General features: G+C 51.6%; 14 protein-coding genes. 6 read left to right on the top strand and 8 right to left on the bottom strand.

Features of this window, described 5'->3' with window-relative positions:
* Nucleotides 1-17: 17 nt before the first annotated feature.
* From P2G88_RS07115 to nrdR, 3 genes are read right to left on the bottom strand one after another with little or no spacing between them, the layout of a single operon-like run.
* On the bottom strand, nucleotides 18-680 hold the full coding sequence (locus tag P2G88_RS07115) for a riboflavin synthase (protein WP_275795127.1): 663 nt from the start codon (nucleotides 678-680) through the stop codon (nucleotides 18-20).
* Between the two features lie 29 nt (nucleotides 681-709).
* Nucleotides 710-1,825, bottom strand: a complete 1,116-nt coding sequence (gene ribD, locus P2G88_RS07110) for a bifunctional diaminohydroxyphosphoribosylaminopyrimidine deaminase/5-amino-6-(5-phosphoribosylamino)uracil reductase RibD (RefSeq protein ID WP_275795126.1) — start codon at nucleotides 1,823-1,825, stop codon at nucleotides 710-712.
* A 1-nt stretch (nucleotide 1,826) separates the two neighbouring features.
* Nucleotides 1,827-2,276 carry a transcriptional regulator NrdR gene (gene nrdR / locus P2G88_RS07105; RefSeq protein ID WP_275795125.1) on the bottom strand — a complete coding sequence of 150 codons (450 nt, stop codon included), beginning with the start codon at nucleotides 2,274-2,276 and terminating at the stop codon, nucleotides 1,827-1,829.
* 86 nt (nucleotides 2,277-2,362) lie between these two features.
* On the opposite strand from nrdR, the gene P2G88_RS07100 reads away from it, so the two are divergent.
* Nucleotides 2,363-2,830, top strand: coding sequence for a DUF6265 family protein (locus P2G88_RS07100; protein ID WP_275795124.1), 468 nt, complete (start codon nucleotides 2,363-2,365; stop codon nucleotides 2,828-2,830).
* Here the strand turns inward: P2G88_RS07100 and P2G88_RS07095 are convergent.
* Both P2G88_RS07095 and glyA read right to left on the bottom strand, forming a co-directional pair.
* The gene (locus P2G88_RS07095; protein WP_275795123.1) at nucleotides 2,824-3,327 is read right to left on the bottom strand and encodes a GNAT family N-acetyltransferase; all 504 of its coding nucleotides are present in this window, start codon (nucleotides 3,325-3,327) and stop codon (nucleotides 2,824-2,826) included. The two genes, P2G88_RS07100 and P2G88_RS07095, sit on opposite strands and share 7 nt — an antisense overlap.
* A gap of 73 nt (nucleotides 3,328-3,400) precedes the next feature.
* Nucleotides 3,401-4,657, bottom strand: a complete 1,257-nt coding sequence (glyA, locus tag P2G88_RS07090) for a serine hydroxymethyltransferase (RefSeq protein ID WP_275795121.1) — start codon at nucleotides 4,655-4,657, stop codon at nucleotides 3,401-3,403.
* Between the two features lie 281 nt (nucleotides 4,658-4,938).
* On the opposite strand from glyA, the gene ettA reads away from it, so the two are divergent.
* Together ettA and P2G88_RS07080 are read left to right on the top strand one after the other, a co-directional pair.
* Nucleotides 4,939-6,606: an energy-dependent translational throttle protein EttA gene (ettA, locus tag P2G88_RS07085; RefSeq protein WP_275795119.1), complete on the top strand. Its 1,668-nt coding sequence runs from the start codon at nucleotides 4,939-4,941 to the stop codon at nucleotides 6,604-6,606.
* Nucleotides 6,607-6,891: 285 nt separating this feature from the next.
* On the top strand, nucleotides 6,892-7,281 hold the full coding sequence (locus P2G88_RS07080; protein ID WP_275795118.1) for a PilZ domain-containing protein: 390 nt from the start codon (nucleotides 6,892-6,894) through the stop codon (nucleotides 7,279-7,281).
* A gap of 31 nt (nucleotides 7,282-7,312) precedes the next feature.
* Here the strand turns inward: P2G88_RS07080 and radA are convergent, their stop codons facing one another.
* The gene (radA, locus tag P2G88_RS07075) at nucleotides 7,313-8,677 is read right to left on the bottom strand and encodes a DNA repair protein RadA (protein ID WP_275795116.1); all 1,365 of its coding nucleotides are present in this window, start codon (nucleotides 8,675-8,677) and stop codon (nucleotides 7,313-7,315) included.
* Nucleotides 8,678-8,842: 165 nt separating this feature from the next.
* On the opposite strand from radA, the gene P2G88_RS07070 reads away from it, so the two are divergent.
* Both P2G88_RS07070 and P2G88_RS07065 read left to right on the top strand, forming a co-directional pair.
* Nucleotides 8,843-11,365 (top strand): PilZ domain-containing protein, encoded by a 2,523-nt coding sequence (locus tag P2G88_RS07070; RefSeq protein ID WP_275795115.1) that lies wholly within the window; start codon nucleotides 8,843-8,845, stop codon nucleotides 11,363-11,365.
* A complete protein-coding gene (locus P2G88_RS07065; RefSeq protein WP_275795114.1) occupies nucleotides 11,320-13,812 on the top strand; it encodes a PilZ domain-containing protein in 2,493 nt (830 codons plus the stop codon). Before P2G88_RS07070 ends, P2G88_RS07065 begins: the two co-directional genes overlap by 46 nt.
* Here P2G88_RS07065 and P2G88_RS07060 read toward each other — a convergent pair.
* Together P2G88_RS07060 and serB are read right to left on the bottom strand one after the other, a co-directional pair.
* Nucleotides 13,800-14,708, bottom strand: coding sequence for an alpha/beta fold hydrolase (locus P2G88_RS07060; protein WP_275795113.1), 909 nt, complete (start codon nucleotides 14,706-14,708; stop codon nucleotides 13,800-13,802). The genes P2G88_RS07065 and P2G88_RS07060 overlap by 13 nt on opposite strands.
* Nucleotides 14,708-15,796: a phosphoserine phosphatase SerB gene (gene serB / locus P2G88_RS07055; protein ID WP_275795112.1), complete on the bottom strand. Its 1,089-nt coding sequence runs from the start codon at nucleotides 15,794-15,796 to the stop codon at nucleotides 14,708-14,710. The genes P2G88_RS07060 and serB overlap by 1 nt, the downstream gene beginning before the upstream one ends.
* Nucleotides 15,797-15,920: 124 nt before the next feature.
* Here serB and P2G88_RS07050 point away from each other — a divergent pair, with 124 nt between their 5' ends.
* Nucleotides 15,921-17,150, top strand: a complete 1,230-nt coding sequence (locus P2G88_RS07050; RefSeq protein ID WP_275795110.1) for a CaiB/BaiF CoA-transferase family protein — start codon at nucleotides 15,921-15,923, stop codon at nucleotides 17,148-17,150.
* Nucleotides 17,151-17,154: the final 4 nt, after the last annotated feature.

The raw sequence follows: 17,154 nt of genomic DNA, 5'->3' as shown, positions 1-17,154 counted from the left end.
TGTTGTAATAATCGGTGCTATCTGAGATAGCCGTGTTCGGCTAAAAAGGCCAGACTAATCTCTTTTCCGGCACTGGACTGTGCGGCTTTATCACCCAGAATCAGGCGTTCCAGATAACGGGCCACCACATCCACTTCCAAATTGACTTTGGTGCCGGCTTGATACGTGCCGATATTGGTTTCCTGCATGGTATGAGGGACCAGGGTCAACCTGAACTTGGCACCATCCACGCCATTGACGGTTAGACTCACGCCATCCACGGTAATCGAGCCTTTCTCGGCAATGTATTTGGCCAGCTCGTCAGGGGCTTTCACCCACACTTCCCAGGCACGGGCGCTTTGTGTCACAGACAAGACCTCACCCACCCCATCCACATGACCACTGACAATATGGCCACCAAATCGGGTGGACGCCAACATGGCTTTTTCCAGATTCACCTTTTGCCCCAGCTGATAATGAGCAAAGCCTGAGCGTTTCAGGGTTTCAGAGGATAAGTCGGCCACATAATGATGATTGGAAAACTCCACCACCGTCAGGCATACGCCATTGGTAGCGATACTGTCACCTAAGGCCACATCGCTCATATCCAGCTTGCCTGTCTCTACGCGCAGACGCATGTCGCCGCCGGTTGGTTGCATAGCGCTGATGGTGCCCACCGCCTGGATGATGCCGGTAAACATATTGCTCTCCTGTTTAACTGGCCTAGAAGCTAGGATTGATATTGTACGTCAGCAGTCAGGCGTAAATCTTCCCCGACCTGGCGAATATCCTGCCATTTAAGACTGATAGCCTGTTCCATATGGGTCAAGCTGGGCAGCAGCGCCAGGCCTTTGGCCTTATCGCCCATCAATTTGGGGGCCTGGTACAGCACCAGTGTATCCACCAACTGCTGCTCCAATAAGGCACCTGTTAAGGCGGCACCGGCTTCAACCCACAAGTTGTTGATGCCAAGTTCACCCAAATGCATCATCAATGCCGCCAAATCAACACGACTGCCCTTGGAGGTGCAATGCCACTGACGCACAGATTTTGGGAAGAGGTGGGGACTGACCTGTTTGTTCGCAAGCAGAATGTCACCTGGCAGTTGAAAAATTTGCTTGTCTGGATCCAACTGATTACGGCTATCCACTATCACGCGCAAAGGTTGACGCACCGCCAAATCAACCAGGCCCAGTTCTTCTGCACTTAACCTGACGTTCAGCGAAGGATTGTCAATCAGCACCGTGCCGGAGCCGGTTAAGATGGCACAGCTCTGCGCCCGTTGACGCTGCACATCGGCGCGGGCCAGTGCACTGGTTATCCATTGACTGTGGCCATTGGCCATCGCGGTTTTACCATCTAAGCTCGCCGCCATTTTAACGGTAATGTGGGGGCGCCCTTTGGTCATACGGGTGAAGAATCCATGATTCAGCTTGTGTGATTCAGATTCCATCAAGCCCACTTGCACCTCCACACCGGCATCTATCAGACGCTGAATTCCCTGCCCCGCCACCTTGGGATTAGCGTCCTGCATGGCACAGACCAAACGGGCGACACCGGCTTTAATCAACGCATCGGCACAGGGAGGAGTGCGACCATGGTGACTGCATGGCTCCAGGGTCACATAGGCCGTTGCGCCTTTGGCCAAATCTCCGGCGTCACGCAAAGCAAAGACTTCGGCATGGGGACCGCCTGCTTGTTGATGCCAGCCTTCTCCGATGATCTCTCCTGATGGGGAAACCAACACACAGCCCACGTTGGGATTAGGACTGGTAGTAAAACGCCCTTTTTCTGCCAGGCGTAATGCTCTGGCCATATGCTGATGATCCGCGTGCGAAAATCCCATATCAGTCTCCAAGTCTGGCGATTTCTTCGCCAAACTCCCGAATATCCTCAAACGATCGGTACACCGAGGCGAAACGCACATAGGCAACCTTATCCAGGTCTTTGAGTGCATCCATAATCAAATTACCAATCAATTTGCTATCGACTTCACGCTCACCAGTGGCACGCAGCTCTGACTTGAGACGATTGATGCATTGCTCAACCTGTTCGGTGCTGACCGGACGTTTTTCCAGCGCACGTTGCAGACCGGCACGCAGCTTATCTTCGTTAAACGGCTCACGGGAGCCATCGCGCTTAACGACTCGAGGCATAACCAACTCAGCCGTTTCAAAGGTGGTAAAACGTTCATGGCAGGCCAGACATTCACGTCGGCGACGAATCTGATGGCCTTCTGCCACCAGGCGTGAATCTATTACCTTGGTTTCCTGTTCAGAACAAAAGGGGCAAAACATAGGGATTCCTGCTGTTGGAAATTCTGCAGTGGACTATGAAAAAAGTGCGGTTAAGCTAGCATAAAACCCCTTTCGAGGCAGCAATTGTGAACCTATTTCAGCGCCAATATAGTTATCTTTTATTAACAGCCCTGCTCGGCGCCCCCATCCAGGCGCAAGCGACATGCCGGTTAACCGATCTTTCCTGGCTGCTCGCCACCTGGCAAATGCCAACCGAAAAAGGTCAGGTACTGGAAGCCTGGCAACAAGTCAGTGACAACAGCTACGAGGGCAGGGGCTGGAGCATTAAACAAGGAGAAGTCAGTCGCAGCGAAGATCTGCGTCTGGTGCAAATGCAAGATAAGATCTTTTATCTGGCCAAGGTCACTGAGAACCCTATGCCGGTGCCTTTTTTGCTGACAACCTGCTCGGCCAACCAGGCCATCTTTGAAAACCCAGAACATGATTATCCACAGCGCCTGCACTATCAACTTGAGGGTACCGATACCTTGGATGTAAAGGTGGAAGACTTAAACGGCAAGGGGTTTGCCTTACGCTTTCAAAAGCGTCACTGAAAGGCTTGATGATACAATTCAACAACTCTGCCCACAAACAAACTGTGGCGTACAAAGTTGAAATCGCAGCGTAACAATACGCTTGCTGAAGCCTTGTTTTGCGGTTCCACCAAGGCACTGACTTCCTTCCAGCCCAGTTGATGATGAGCAAAACCAAGTGCTCCCCTAACAGCCTCCTGAGCCAACCCTTGGCCCCACTTTTCGCGTAGCAAACGGTAAGTAATATGGCGGATCTCCTGCCCTTCTATTTCATGGCAATTAAATCCCACCACCCCGGCAAATTCCGTCCGTTCTTTGATCCACAGTCCCCAGTGGGCGTAACCAAATTGCTGGTGCTGAAGCAAATGTTGCTGCACATAATCCGCCACTTGCTCTGGCGTTTGCACACCACGAACGGAAAATTGCATCACCTGGGGGTCACCCAGTAAGTGCTGAAGCGGTGCTATTGCTTCTTCATCTAACATCCGGCACTGAAGGCGTGCCGTTTCAAAAATCATTCTTTCGGACTCCCATTAAACAAAAAACGCGGCAATAAGCCGCGTTTTTCTTATGCTTTGGCCAATAGCCTAATCATGCATAAACAGGGAACCTGGCGCAAAGGGCTTTAACCGCTTCGCGGGTCTTATCGACCACGGACTCATCACCCATATTGTCCAGCACATCACAAATCCAGTTTGCAACTTGCTTGGCTTCGGCTTCTTTGAAACCACGGCGGGTAATGGCTGGGGTACCGATACGCAGACCACTGGTCACAAAAGGTGAACGCGGATCGTTAGGTACAGAGTTCTTATTCACGGTGATATAGGCGCGGCCCAGTGCGGCATCGGCGTCTTTACCGGTGATGTCCTTGTCAATCAAATCCATCAGGAACAGATGGTTGTCGGTACCACCGGACACCACTTTATAGCCGCGCTCCTGCATCACAGAGACCATCGCCTTAGCATTGGTCACTACTTGTTGCTGGTAAGCCTTAAACTCTGGTTGCAGCGCTTCTTTGAAAGCCACAGCCTTGGCCGCGATTACGTGGCACAGCGGGCCACCCTGATTACCGGGGAATACGGAACTATTGAGCTTCTTGTAAATCTCTTCGTCGCCACAAGAAGACAGAATCAAACCACCGCGCGGACCGGCCAGAGTTTTGTGAGTGGTGGTAGTAACCACATGGGCATGAGGCAACGGATTGGGGTATAAACCAGCAGCTACCAAACCTGCAACGTGGGCCATATCCACCAGCAGGTAGGCACCCACTTTATCGGCGATGGCACGGAATTTAGACCAGTCCATTATGCCAGAGTAGGCAGAGAAACCGGCGATGATCATTTTCGGCTTATGCTCCATGGCCAGGGCTTCTACCTGGGCATAGTCAACGATGCCGGTGGCCTCATCAAGACCGTACTGCACGGCCTTGTAGGTTTTGCCGGAGAAGTTGACATGAGAGCCATGGGTCAGGTGACCACCATGGGCCAGGCTCATCCCTAATACTGTGTCGTTAGCATTGAGCAGGGCCATAAACACCGCGCTGTTAGCCTGAGAGCCGGAGTGTGGCTGCACGTTGGCATAATCGGCACCGAAAAGCTGTTTAGCACGCTCGATGGCCAAATCTTCTGCCACGTCGACATATTCGCAGCCACCGTAGTAACGCTTATGGGGATAACCCTCGGCATACTTGTTGGTCAGCTGTGAACCCTGCGCCTCTAATACGCGCGGGCTGCAATAGTTCTCTGAGGCGATAAGCTCGATATGCTCTTCCTGGCGGCGGGTTTCGTTCTCAATGGCTTGCCACAGTTCTGGATCGAAATCGGCAATGTTCATATCACGTGAAAGCATCGTCTCTCCTCGGAGGTTAACCGGCCTGGCCGGTGATTGGTGCAGCCCGATTGGGGTGGGCAGAAAAGAGCCCATATTCTAGTCATTTTGCCTCACAAGTACAGCGTTAATCAGTTTAGTGTGAGGTCTAAGCTGTGAGGCATGAGGCTTGGTTTGAAGTCATTCCCGTGTGTCTGACAAAACGCCAGAAAGCAGAAAAATTCAATCCCCTATCACCTCACACTTTCAAAAACTTTTGGTTTAGAATAGGCGCCACTTCAAACAGGGAATTAACCAATTCTATGTCTCAATATGTATATACCATGCACCGGGTGGGAAAGATCGTCCCGCCTAAGCGTGAAATTCTGAAGAATATCTCCTTAAGTTTTTTCCCCGGCGCCAAAATCGGCGTGCTGGGTTTAAATGGCGCCGGTAAGTCAACGCTGTTGCGCATTATGGCCGGCATCGATAAAGATATCGAAGGTGAAGCCCGCCCCGCGCCAGGCATTAAAATCGGCTACCTGCCCCAGGAGCCAAAGCTGGATGAAAGCAAAGACGTGCGCGGCAATATCGAAGGTGCTTTTGCCGACGTGGTCCACGCCCTGAAGCGTCTGGACGAAGTCTATGCCGCCTATGCCGATGAAAATGCCGACTTCGATGCCCTGGCCAAAGAGCAAGGCGAATTAGAGGCCATTATTCAGGCCAAAGACGGTCATAACCTTGACCATGCCATGGATCGAGCCGCCGATGCCCTGCGCTTGCCGCCTTGGGATGCCGATGTCTCCAAACTTTCTGGTGGTGAGCGTCGCCGCGTGGCCTTGTGTCGTTTGCTGTTAGAAAAGCCCGATATGCTGCTTCTGGACGAACCGACCAACCACCTGGATGCCGAATCCGTAGCCTGGTTGGAGCGCTTCCTGCACGATTACGAAGGCACCGTCGTCGCCATTACCCACGACCGTTATTTCCTGGATAACGTCGCAGGCTGGATTTTGGAACTCGACCGTGGACATGGTATTCCCTGGGAAGGCAATTACTCCTCCTGGCTGGAGCAAAAAGACAAGCGTCTGGAGCAGGAAGAAAAATCCGAACAGGCCCGTCAGCGCTCTATTAAACAGGAATTGGAGTGGGTACGCAGTAATGCCAAAGGTCGTCAGGCCAAGAGCAAAGCCCGTATGGCCCGCTTTGAAGAACTGGCCAGCAACGATTACCAGAAGCGTAACGAGACCAACGAACTCTTTATTCCACCCGGTGAACGTTTGGGCGATAAGGTTATCGAGGTTAATCACCTTAGAAAGACCTATGGTGACCGGGTGCTGATTGACGATCTCAGCTTTAAGATCCCCAAAGGCGCCATTGTCGGCATTATCGGTCCCAACGGTGCCGGTAAATCTACCCTGTTCCGTATGTTGTCCGGTGTGGAAAAACCCGATAGCGGCGAGATTGTCATTGGTGAAACCGTCAAACTGACCAGTGTGGATCAGTTCAGGGATCACCTGGATGGCAACAAGACGGTATACCAACAGGTGTCAAACGGTCAGGATATTCTGCGTATTGGTAACTTTGAGATTAACAGCCGGGCTTATGTGAGCCGCTTTAACTTCAAAGGCAATGACCAGCAGAAATTCGTCAAGGATCTTTCCGGTGGTGAGCGTAACCGTTTGCATCTGGCAGAGCTGTTAAAAGCTGGCGGTAACGTGCTGCTACTCGACGAACCCACCAACGATTTGGACGTAGAAACCCTGCGCGCCCTGGAGAACGCCCTGCTTGAATTCCCGGGCTGCGCCATGGTGATCTCGCACGACCGTTGGTTCCTTGACCGTGTGGCCACCCATATCCTTGACTACCGTGATGAAGGCCAGGTTAACTTCTACGAAGGTAACTTCACCGACTACGAAGCCTGGCTCAAAGAAAACTTTGGTAAGGATGTGGTCGAGCCGCATAGGCTTAAGTATAAAAAGATCAGCAAGTAAGCGAGACCGCGCGGCATGGATGCCGTGTATTTTCCGATAGGAAAGCAAACAAAGCCGGGCTTCACGCCTGGCTTTGTGCTTTAAGACAGAGAGCGCTTTTAGGCTACCTCAATGGGGCCCCTAAATCAGCGTAATTCAGAGTCAATGAAGCACCACAACAGACCATGCCGGTCCCAACCTGGTGTTAAGATTTCCCAATGCGAATCAGACAATTAGATATTTATCTTGGTGTATTTTCAGAGATAAACTGTCTATGCTTAAAAGACTATGATCAGGTCAACCAAGATGACATCAAACAATCGCCGTCAATTTACCCGGATAGTGTTTTCCGCTCCCGGGGAACTGCGTCAGGGCGCCAAAAAATGGCACTGCAGCTTATTGGATATTTCCTTAAAAGGCGTGCTTTTGACAAAGCCTGAAAAATTTGAGGTTAAGGCGGACGAGCCGGTATTGTTGGTAATTTCCCTGCCGGGAATGGCCAATAGCATCATGCTGGAAGGCCTTATCCGACACCAGGAAGAGGAACAGTTAGGTATTCAGATCAAGATGATCGATATCGACAGCGCCTCAAGCCTGCGCCGCCTGGTGGAGTTAAATGTGGGGGACGACGCTTTGCTTAAGCGTGAGCTGGAAGCCTTGGCGTCTCCCAATGAAGAAGAATTGCGTCAACTGTGAAAGCAGGTTAACTGCTTTCACTCACCTGTATTCACAGCGCTTCGAGCGCCTCTGCCAGTCTTTTCACGCCGCGCACTTCCATGCCTTTAATGGGCTGCTTCGGCACATTGGCCATGGGCACTATGGCTCGGGTGAAGCCATGTTTGGCCGCTTCTGCCAAACGATCCACACCATTAGGCACCGGCCTTATCTCTCCCGCCAGCCCTACCTCGCCAAACACAATTAATTCTTTGGGCAAAGGCTGATTTCGAAAGCTGGACACCATCGACAACAATAAGGCCAAATCAGCGCCCGTTTCCGCCACTTTTACGCCGCCGACCACATTCACAAACACATCCTGATCATTCATCTGCACGTTACCATGACGGTGCAACACCGCCAGTAACATGGCCAGGCGATTTTGTTCCAGGCCCACGGCCAACCTTCTGGGATTGGCCATCTGGCTGTAATCCACCAACGCCTGGATCTCTACCAGCAGTGGCCGGGTCCCTTCCCAAACCACCATCACGGAGCTGCCAGGAGAAGGCTGCTCTTCACGGCTTAAGAAAATGGCCGAGGGGTTACTCACCTCCCTTAGGCCTTTTTCGGTCATCGCGAAAACACCCAACTCATTGACCGCACCGAAACGATTCTTCTGGCCGCGCAAAGTACGAAAACGGCTGTCGCTATCCCCTTCCAACATCATCGAACAATCGATACAGTGCTCAAGCACTTTGGGGCCGGCCAGACTGCCATCTTTGGTCACATGCCCCACCATCAGGATGGCAATTTGTTGCTGTTTAGCAAAGCGCGTTAAGTAGGCCGCGCTTTCACGTACCTGAGAAACACTGCCAGGTGCAGATTGCACATCAGCCATATGCATCACCTGGATGGAATCAATCACCACAATTTTGGGGCGCTGTGCCAAAGCCATCTCACAGATACTCTCCACACTGGTTTCGGCCAATAGCTTAAGCTTGTTGGTAGGCAGTCCCAATCGGTGGGCACGCAGGGCCACCTGCTGCAATGACTCTTCGCCGGTCACATAAAGTGCCTCATGCTGTTGCGCCAACTTACACATGGTTTGCAGCAACAGGGTACTTTTACCAGCGCCCGGTGAGCCGCCAATCAGAATAGCCGAGCCAGGCACCACGCCCCCGCCAAGCACCCTGTCCAGTTCCAGGAAACCGGAAGAGAATCGCGGCAGTGCAGTCAGGTCGATACTGTCGAGGGTCTGAACCTGCGCCACCGTTTGCCCGGCATAGCCACTGCGGCGCACATCGCCGTTAGCCTTAGCCGGCGAAATGACAAACTCACTGATGCTGTTCCAGGCGCCACAATCATTGCATTGCCCTTGCCAGCGGGGATAATCCGCACCACATTCGGCGCAAACATAGGCGGTTTTGCGTTTAGCCATGAAATGTCTTCAATTATTTTTGCCCGACACCCTATCATATTGGGCGAAGGTTGGGATCTGCCAGAAAGTGAAGAGTGCCTTTGGCATAGACACCCAGGCATGATTTGGTTATTATTTGCACAGCAGTAGCCGCCGTAAGGGGGCATAACAAAAAAGAGTAGTACGATGACGCAGTTTGTCACCTCAGATTATGCCCTGTATGAAAAGTTACTCCCCCGCCTCAGCCTGCCTGGTTTTGATCAGTATTTAAACAAGGTTTTGCCACAGCAAAACAAAACCAAGCGTTTCCTGTTTAAGATGGAACTGCAACGTTTAGCACGTCCTTGTATGCGGGTGATCGATTTACGCAAACTGCTGGGCGACAAATGCCAGATTTTCGAATTCCAAGGACGTTTTCATGCCATGGATGAACGCTCCATCGATCGCTTTGAACGCCTGGTGAAATTGTATGGCGGCTATACCCAAGGGGTATACGAAACCATACTGCATGAAACGGCAAATCAGTTACCGCAAATTGAGGGAGCAGCCGACCAAGACAGCACCAGCGATGCTGCCTCTGACGCTCACTCCCATCAATACATGGCGGACGCTTTGCACTTTCGCCGCTATGAACATCGTAAAGAAGAGCGCATGAACTTCGCCGTGGCGTTGGATGTGGAGCTGCCAGATGGGATCCGTTTCAATGCCACCAGCATTGATTTATCGGTAAACGGGTTACAAATCAAAACCCGCTGCAATTTCGAATTTCCCGCAGGGCAAGTGCTCAAAGTTCATTTCACAGGGTTAGAAAAAGACTATGTCTTTGGCTCCGGCGGCGTTGCCTATGCCGTTGTGCAAAAGAAAACCAAGAAAGAGTTTTGCTACCTGAGTTTGTGCAGAGACATGCAGTTGCCGAATCCAAGATTCGACGATTTCCTTGAAACCCTGATTACCGAGAATAAGCGCCGCTACAAAGTCAACCTCGACAACACGTTGATCTCGGTTCAGGTCAAAGGCTTCGAGCAATACTATGCAACCCATACCAGCAGCCTGCCGATTTTTATACAACGGGATGAGTGGCGTAAGGCGCACCCCAGATTTGCCTTGCTAAACGATTACAACAAAGCTCTGTTTCAGTACCTTGGCGCTGATGATGACAACGGACTCAGCGGTCTATTTACTGATAGACGCATCGAACGATGGTTCACCAACAGCGAGCATTTGGTTACCGACATCGTCTACAGTTTTAATCTGATCCGCGACGGTAAGCGCTATTGGTGCTCAGCTACGGGGACGGAGTTAAAAGCCAATCCGCAGCTACGTAATGCCTTTTTAGGGTTTGGTTCGTTGCAGGACAGTTGGCGTGTGTATCTTGTGCAGGCCTGTTTGGTCAACAACGAGCAAGCCCACTCACCGTCAAGTCTGCCGGCCACTTTACTAAAAGAAAAACTGAAAAAGGAAAAACTGCTGGCGCCCAAAGTGCAGGCGCAAATACAGCAGGTCAGTCATATGCTGACTCTGACGGATATAACCCTAGAGCACAGTACCCAAGCTTATCAGCAGTTTGAATACAGCAAAGCAGATTTACGCCTACTGCGTGGTCAGACTCATCCACGCAATGAACAGAAATACCAGATAGAGGGGATCAGCTTTCAATATCGCAGTTTACGGCAGGAGTCTCGTTATAAACTGAATTCTCCGGTGTCTGTGGTCGTTGGCAAAAAACATAAGCGCAGCGGAACAACGGTGGATATCTCCTCCAAAGGCATCAAAGTGATGCTGGACAAGCCCATTGACTACCATGCTGAGGTCAGAGTCAGCTTTCCAGGTCTGCAGGAACTGACACGCAAATATAAGCTTAAAGATATCGCTTATGAGATGGTCAAATTCCAGGGTGACAAGAAACAGATCAGCCTCAAACTCGATCTAAGCGAATACAAAGGCGAACAAACCAGCCGTTTCTTCACCGAGCTAATCGATCGCAACAGGCGTAAGCTTTCCCGTGACCTTGAACACCAGTCGTCACTGGAGCTTGGGGAAGCGCTTAAAAATCTGTTTCTGGCATTCACCGCCAACCCCAATATGTACTTCTCGCGTCAGGGAACCCAGTTTGTACCGGACTCCCTTGCCGTGCCGTCTTTTGCACACCCCTTCGTTGCATCAGTACACCAGGATAACCCTGAGCAACAAGCAGATCTGAGCGCACTCTTTACCGGTCCGCGCGGCAGAGTGTTACAAGATGCGCTCAAAGCCAATCGCGCCGATGAAGACACGCTGTATTTGGAGTTACTTGCACTCTCCAATCCAGAACAGCCTGGCAATATCAGTAATTGGCTGTTTGCCAATGAGTTGCAGGACGCGCCTGCCAAGCAGGCAGTGGTTGAAGAAGGTATGCAAAAGGGCAATATTAAAGCTTATCGGTTAACGCTCAAAAAAACCGGCAAACCAGATATCAGCGCCATTGAATCGGAGCTTCGTTATATCACTGTCTATGCCGTACACAAGGCTAAGGCCATTGAAGAGCGCTTGTGGAATATTCGCTATTTGTGTGAAATTCAGGATATCTCTGAGGAGTTTTTCTTACGCTATGATTTGATTATCAAAGAAAAATCGAAAGTGACCGATACAGACTACAGGGCGCAAATGCCACAGATGGAAGGAACATGGCAGCAGGCATCGAACAATACCAGGAGCTTATCGAACAGCTGAAACCCGTTGTCGGCGAGCCGGACTTTAACCAAATCTTATCTCAGGTAGCGTCCAACCTGCCAAAACCCAAACGTTTCCTCCTGAAGATGGAGCTGAAGCGCCAGGCCAAACCTTGTCTGCGCCCCATTGATCTGCGTGGTACGGTAGACGGTCAGTGCCAACCCTATGAATTTGAAGGCATTACCCATCATTTAGACGATGTTGCGATAGAGGTCTTTGAGCGCCAGGTGCGCAGCTTCGGGCACTACACATTGGGTGTCTATGAGGCGGTCACCAACACCGAAAATAACTTTCGGGTGATGCACCAAAAAGCGCTGGAGCAAGGTACCGATATCGATACAATTTCTGGACTGCACAGTAGCGCCGAAGAAAGCCCGGAGAGGCGCTACTTGACGCCCACCATCAAGCTAGGCTCCGTCTTGCAGCGCAATGAAGAGCGCATGAATTTTGTCGCCCCGCTTGAGCTGTTCACCGAACTCAAAGAATCGGTGCACGCCACCAGCATCGATATTTCTGTGGGCGGCCTGAAAGTGAAAGCCCCGAAGCGCCATTTATTTAAGCCCGGAGAGAAAGTGTCGGTGCATTTTCGCGGGTTGGAGCAGGACTACGGCCTGAAACGAGGCGAGGTGGTGCACTATGTGATCGCCGACATCGATCGCAGTCGCGACGAACAGCGCATTTCCCTGAAAAGGTTATTTGAGCAGGGACAGCAAAATCTGGACAGCTTCCTGGAGCGCTTTATCCAAGGTAATAAGCGGCGCTACAAGGTGAATATGGAAAACACCATTGAAGCCATTCGCATCAAGGGCTATGAGCAATACTACGTGCCGCAAATCACTTCGCTACCGGTGTTTATTGAGGCACAGGGTGACAAACTGCATCCTAAATTTGTGATGACCAACGACTGTAACCCGCGCACCTTGCATTTCTGGCACGATGAGGAGGGAGAGCAGCGTCTGGGCTATTTGCTCAGTCAGGAGCGCCTCGCCAGATGGAGCAAACAGCTACCGCATCTGACCGAAACCTACTTGTTTGTGTTTACCCACAGTTCCCAGGATCACACCTACTTTTACTCGGCGAGTCTCGAAGAACTGGCAGAGCAGCGTAAACTGCACAGCACCTATCTGGCCTACGGCTCCCGGAAAGCCAGTTGGCGGGTATACAAGATGCAAATGACACCAATGCATCCTGATCAGTGCCATGATCCCTTGTCCTTGCCGGATAACGTCGGTGAGCACATCAAACGATTAAACCAGCCACCCTCTGCGCGGTTGTTGTCCAATCTCAAAGCGCTTAAATATATTGTGTTGTTGACCGACATCACCAACCACTGGAATACCCAAACCTACCAGAAACACAAGTTGGTAAAACAACAGTTGACGGCGTTGCACGTTTTTTGTCATCCGCGTAACCGGCCACCTGAGATGATCATGCCTTACCGCTTCCGCTATCAGGAGCTTCGGCATGAAACCCGTTACACCTTGCGCACCCCGGTATTGCTTTATCAGGGTGGCTCGGAGCTTGAGGCTATTACCGAAGATATCTCCCCCAGCGGTTTGCGTCTTGAATTGAAGCACCCGTTTCCCTCAAGCGAAGGGGGGCGATTGGAAGTCAGTCTACCAAAGCTACAGGCCCTTGGCCGCAAATATCAGCTGCAATCCTTGCCCTATCGGGTGATGCGAGTAAGCCCGGATAAAACCGTCCTCCACCTGATGCTGCTCGACGAAAGATTAGAAAAGCAGACCCGGGAGTTTTTTGAGGCCCTGATCAAGCAAAACCGTGCCAGTCTTAAGCCGACCGGCAGCCGTGAGGATTTGACCGGCATTGGTGAGGCGCTGCGCAATATCTATACAGCTAACTTACTGAATATTGGTCTTTTTATTCGTAAAAACGGCATTGAATTGGTACCAGAGAACATCAGTGTGCCGCCCTCGGACCATCCCCTGTTACCACTGATCTCCCATCTTAATCAGCCCGATCATTTCAATCTGTATGCCTTGTATAGTGCCCATGCAGAAGGCCGCAGCCTGATGGAAAAGACCCTCAAGTCTCTGCGCACCCATGACAAACCTGTCAGCCTGGAAATTTGGGTGGCTTTTAATCCCAGACAGCAAGAGATCAGGAAAGCGATTCAGGTGCGGTTACCAGAGCAGTTTGAAAATGAAGCACAGCGGCGTGATTTTATTGGCACCGCCATGGGTGGAGGCAAGTTTATTGCCATGCGCGTTTTTATTAGCAGAACGGGCCGGCCGGACACCAGCTTCCTGCACGCAGAACTTAACTATGTAGGGGTGTATGCGGTACACAAAGCGAAATCAATGGAAGAGGAGCTTTGGGCCGTATATGCCATGGCAGATCTGCTGGATATTACTAATGAAGTGATGTTTCGCTATGCCTTCAATACCCATCAGATCCAATCCAATGCCAGCCAGTTTCAGCTCACCTGAGTGCCATTCTCCAGCCAGCTGGCAACTGCCGGGAAGTGATCTTCTGCGCAGGCAGGATGAGTGAGAATATCAACGTGCCCATAGTCACGCCGGGCACCTGCTTCCTTACCCAAGACGGTGACCGGATGATGAGCCATCCCCAATTCATGGGCGAAACGGCGCATATCCCTGGCATGCCCCAATGCCTTGTCATGACTGCCGGTAATAAACCAGGTGGACGGTAAGGTTAATTTGGCAGCAGCGGCCTGATAATCAAAACCATCGCTATCACGCCAGGCGCTTTGGCTTAGCCATCGGCTGATTTCTCTGATCACCGCTGCGGGTTCATTGTCAGCACCAATGCCCAGTTTTTTGGCCGGGAAATAGCCATATATCAGGTTAAGTATTGGTCCCAACCGCTTCCATACCAGTTCCAACTTTAACCAGCGCTCAGGATTATGCACCCGGACACTGCGTTTAGTACCAAAAAACACCTGACGGTCAATCAAATCCAGCAGATGGGGCAGCCTTATCAGTGCAGCCATCAACAGGACGCCCCCCCAGGAGTGGGCAACACAATGCAATTTCTGGTGATGACGCTTAGCCACGTATTCGATGGCCCTGGGTATATCTTTTAAAATCGATTCTTGCTGGCCGTGGCGATGACCTTTTGCGATGGATGGCTGGCTTAAGCCTCTTCCGCGCAAATCCAGCACATAGACATCAAAACCTTGGTTTGCGAGAAAACAGCCCAGCCCCTTGCCCTTATCGTTGTAAAAAATCCGGCCATTCTCGATGGAGCCATGCACCATTAACACTGCGCCTTTAGTTTGTGCAGCATCGCTTCGAATATGTCGAAGATGCAGCTTATGCTCATCCACATCCAGATACAGAGGCTGTTGCTGTAAAGCCGTCATCATGCCTCCAGCAGATACAACAGTTCGTCCAGACCACCAAAGCGAATGGCGGCATCGGCCTTAGCCAAAACTACAGGCTTGGCATGGAAGGCAACCCCCAGCCCGGCCTGGGACATCATCAAAAGGTCGTTGGCGCCATCACCCATGGCAATGGTCTGTGCTTTGGCAATCTCGTATTCCTGGGCCAGTCGCACCAACGTATCGGCCTTGGCTTTACCATCCACCACATCGCCGAGCACCCTGCCAGTCAGCTTACCATCTTCAATTTCAAGGGTATTAGCAAACACATGATCCAAGCCCAGGCGCTGTTTTAAATGCTCGGCAAAAATCGTAAAACCACCTGATACCAGCACCACTTTCCAACCTTTGGCTTTGAGGGTCAGTAGCATTTTTTCCAGCCCCGGCATCAGTGGCATGGCCGTACGCACCGACTCCAAAATACTGACATCGGCACCCGCTAAGCAAGACACCCTCTGACGCAGGCTTTGCACAAAATCCAGCTTGCCCTGCATCGCCAGTTCAGTGACCGCCGCCACTTCCTCACCGGCGCCAGCCAGTTTGGCCAATTCGTCAATACATTCCATGGCGATTACAGTGCTGTCCATGTCCATCACCAATAAACCGGGCTTGGACAATGAAGGCGAGCTTTTAAGCAGATTCAGCTCCAGTTGATGGCGACGGCTCAGTGTTTCCAGACAATCTGCCGGCACCCCCTGCGGCGAACACTTAGCCTCCAATACCACACCAAACTCCTCCCCCTGGAGAATTTTCGTTTGGCCGCCAGGACTTACCATACGCAGGGCTTTTACGTGCAAATGTTCCGCTAGTGCGTCCTGAATGGCATGAATTTTCTCCAAGGACAACGCCTGGGCCCTGACTACCAATTTAACCGATAGCCAATCCTGCTCACTTTGTGCAAGAGCGACACTGGCCGGCTGACAAGCCAAACCGCCAAGCTGCTCCCCACTGAGATTGGTGCACACGCGATCCGATTTAAGGTCATACAGTTGCACGGCATCGATGGCAAAAAGCTGTCTTAAAAAATGACTGGAAGCGTGCTGAGCAGGGGTCAGTTGCAGTTCGGTCACAGAATCTACCTAATTGATTTGGGGTTTGCAGTGTAACCAATTCCGGCCATTAGGCCCAGGCGTTGGCAATCTTTTCGTAACCCCCGCCCCGTAGTAGGATTGCATAGGCTAAACAGGAGAGAGCATGTCGTTACAAGGCGCCCTATCGGGCATCAAAGTACTGGATCTAAGCCGCATTTTGGCGGGGCCCTGGGCAACCCAGATGCTCGGCGACTTGGGCGCCGATGTGATTAAAATAGAAGCCACGCAAAAAGGCGATGATACCCGCGGTTGGGGGCCGCCCTATGTGGGAGAGGATGAAAACGCCGTAGCGGCCTATTTCTGTGCAGCCAATCGCAATAAGCGCTCTTTAGCCCTGGATATCAGCCAGGCTAAGGGACAGGAAATCATCAAAGCCCTGGCCAGTAAAGCCGATGTACTGGTAGAAAACTTTAAAACCGGCGGCCTGCAGAAATACGGACTGGATTACTCTTCCCTCTTTGCGCTAAATCCCAGACTTATCTATTGCTCTATCACCGGATTTGGCCAAAGCGGCCCATACAAAAACCGCGCAGGTTATGACTTTATGATCCAGGCCATCGGCGGTTTGATGAGTGTCACCGGTGAGCCAGAGGGTTCGCCGATGAAAGCCGGTGTGGCACTGACGGATATTCTCACCGGACTCTATGCCGCCAATGCCATCCAGGCTGCCTTGTTGTACCGCCAGCAAAGCGGTTTGGGCCAGCATATCGACCTGGCGCTTCTGGATGTGCAAGTGGCTTGTCTGGCCAACCAGGCCATGAATTATTTAGCCAGTGGCAAGGCCCCACAAAGGCTCGGCAATGCGCACCCCAATATCGTGCCTTATCAAAGTTTTGAAACCATGGATGGCTATATCATTTTGGCCATCGGCAATGATCAGCAATTTGCACGCTTTTGCGCCTTGGCCAAACAGAATGAACTGGCGCTGGATCCCCGTTTCGCCACCAATGCCGCCCGGGTGCAAAACCGCCAAATATTGGTTCCCCTGCTCGAGCCGATCCTTAAGCAATTTTCCTGTGCCTGGTGGTTACAACATTTAGAAAACGAAGGGGTCCCCTGTGGTCCGGTAAACGATATTCAGCAGGTGTTTGCCGATCCACAGGTGCAGTTCAGACAGATGCAGCAAGCGTTTAATGACAGTCAGGGGCAATCTATCCCCTTTGTGGCCAACCCGATTAACTTCAGCGCTTCACCGGTTAAGTATGCCAAGGCGCCGCCGCAACTTGGCGAGCACAGCCAAGACATCCTGCAGGAGTGGCTGCATTTATCCTCTGAGGAAATCCAGCAACTGTCTCTTACCGGGGTTGTAAAAGCGACTAATATCAAAGAGTAATAGC

Source organism: Aliiglaciecola sp. CAU 1673 (genome assembly GCF_029223185.1).
GTDB lineage: Bacteria > Pseudomonadota > Gammaproteobacteria > Enterobacterales > Alteromonadaceae > Bowmanella.
This window is presented reverse-complemented; position numbering and strand designations above follow the sequence as displayed.

Excerpts from the sequence above, each read along its gene's own strand:
- P2G88_RS07115 (WP_275795127.1), bottom strand. The coding sequence starts at position 680 with ATGTTTACCGGCATCATCCAGGCGGTGGGCACCATCAGCGCTATGCAA.
- ribD (WP_275795126.1), bottom strand. The coding sequence starts at position 1,825 with ATGGGATTTTCGCACGCGGATCATCAGCATATGGCCAGAGCATTACGC.
- nrdR (WP_275795125.1), bottom strand. The coding sequence starts at position 2,276 with ATGTTTTGCCCCTTTTGTTCTGAACAGGAAACCAAGGTAATAGATTCA.
- P2G88_RS07095 (WP_275795123.1), bottom strand. The coding sequence starts at position 3,327 with ATGATTTTTGAAACGGCACGCCTTCAGTGCCGGATGTTAGATGAAGAA.
- glyA (WP_275795121.1), bottom strand. The coding sequence starts at position 4,657 with ATGCTTTCACGTGATATGAACATTGCCGATTTCGATCCAGAACTGTGG.
- ettA (WP_275795119.1), top strand. The coding sequence starts at position 4,939 with ATGTCTCAATATGTATATACCATGCACCGGGTGGGAAAGATCGTCCCG.
- P2G88_RS07080 (WP_275795118.1), top strand. The coding sequence starts at position 6,892 with ATGACATCAAACAATCGCCGTCAATTTACCCGGATAGTGTTTTCCGCT.
- radA (WP_275795116.1), bottom strand. The coding sequence starts at position 8,677 with ATGGCTAAACGCAAAACCGCCTATGTTTGCGCCGAATGTGGTGCGGAT.
- P2G88_RS07070 (WP_275795115.1), top strand. The coding sequence starts at position 8,843 with ATGACGCAGTTTGTCACCTCAGATTATGCCCTGTATGAAAAGTTACTC.
- P2G88_RS07065 (WP_275795114.1), top strand. The coding sequence starts at position 11,320 with ATGGCAGCAGGCATCGAACAATACCAGGAGCTTATCGAACAGCTGAAA.
- P2G88_RS07060 (WP_275795113.1), bottom strand. The coding sequence starts at position 14,708 with ATGACGGCTTTACAGCAACAGCCTCTGTATCTGGATGTGGATGAGCAT.
- P2G88_RS07050 (WP_275795110.1), top strand. The coding sequence starts at position 15,921 with ATGTCGTTACAAGGCGCCCTATCGGGCATCAAAGTACTGGATCTAAGC.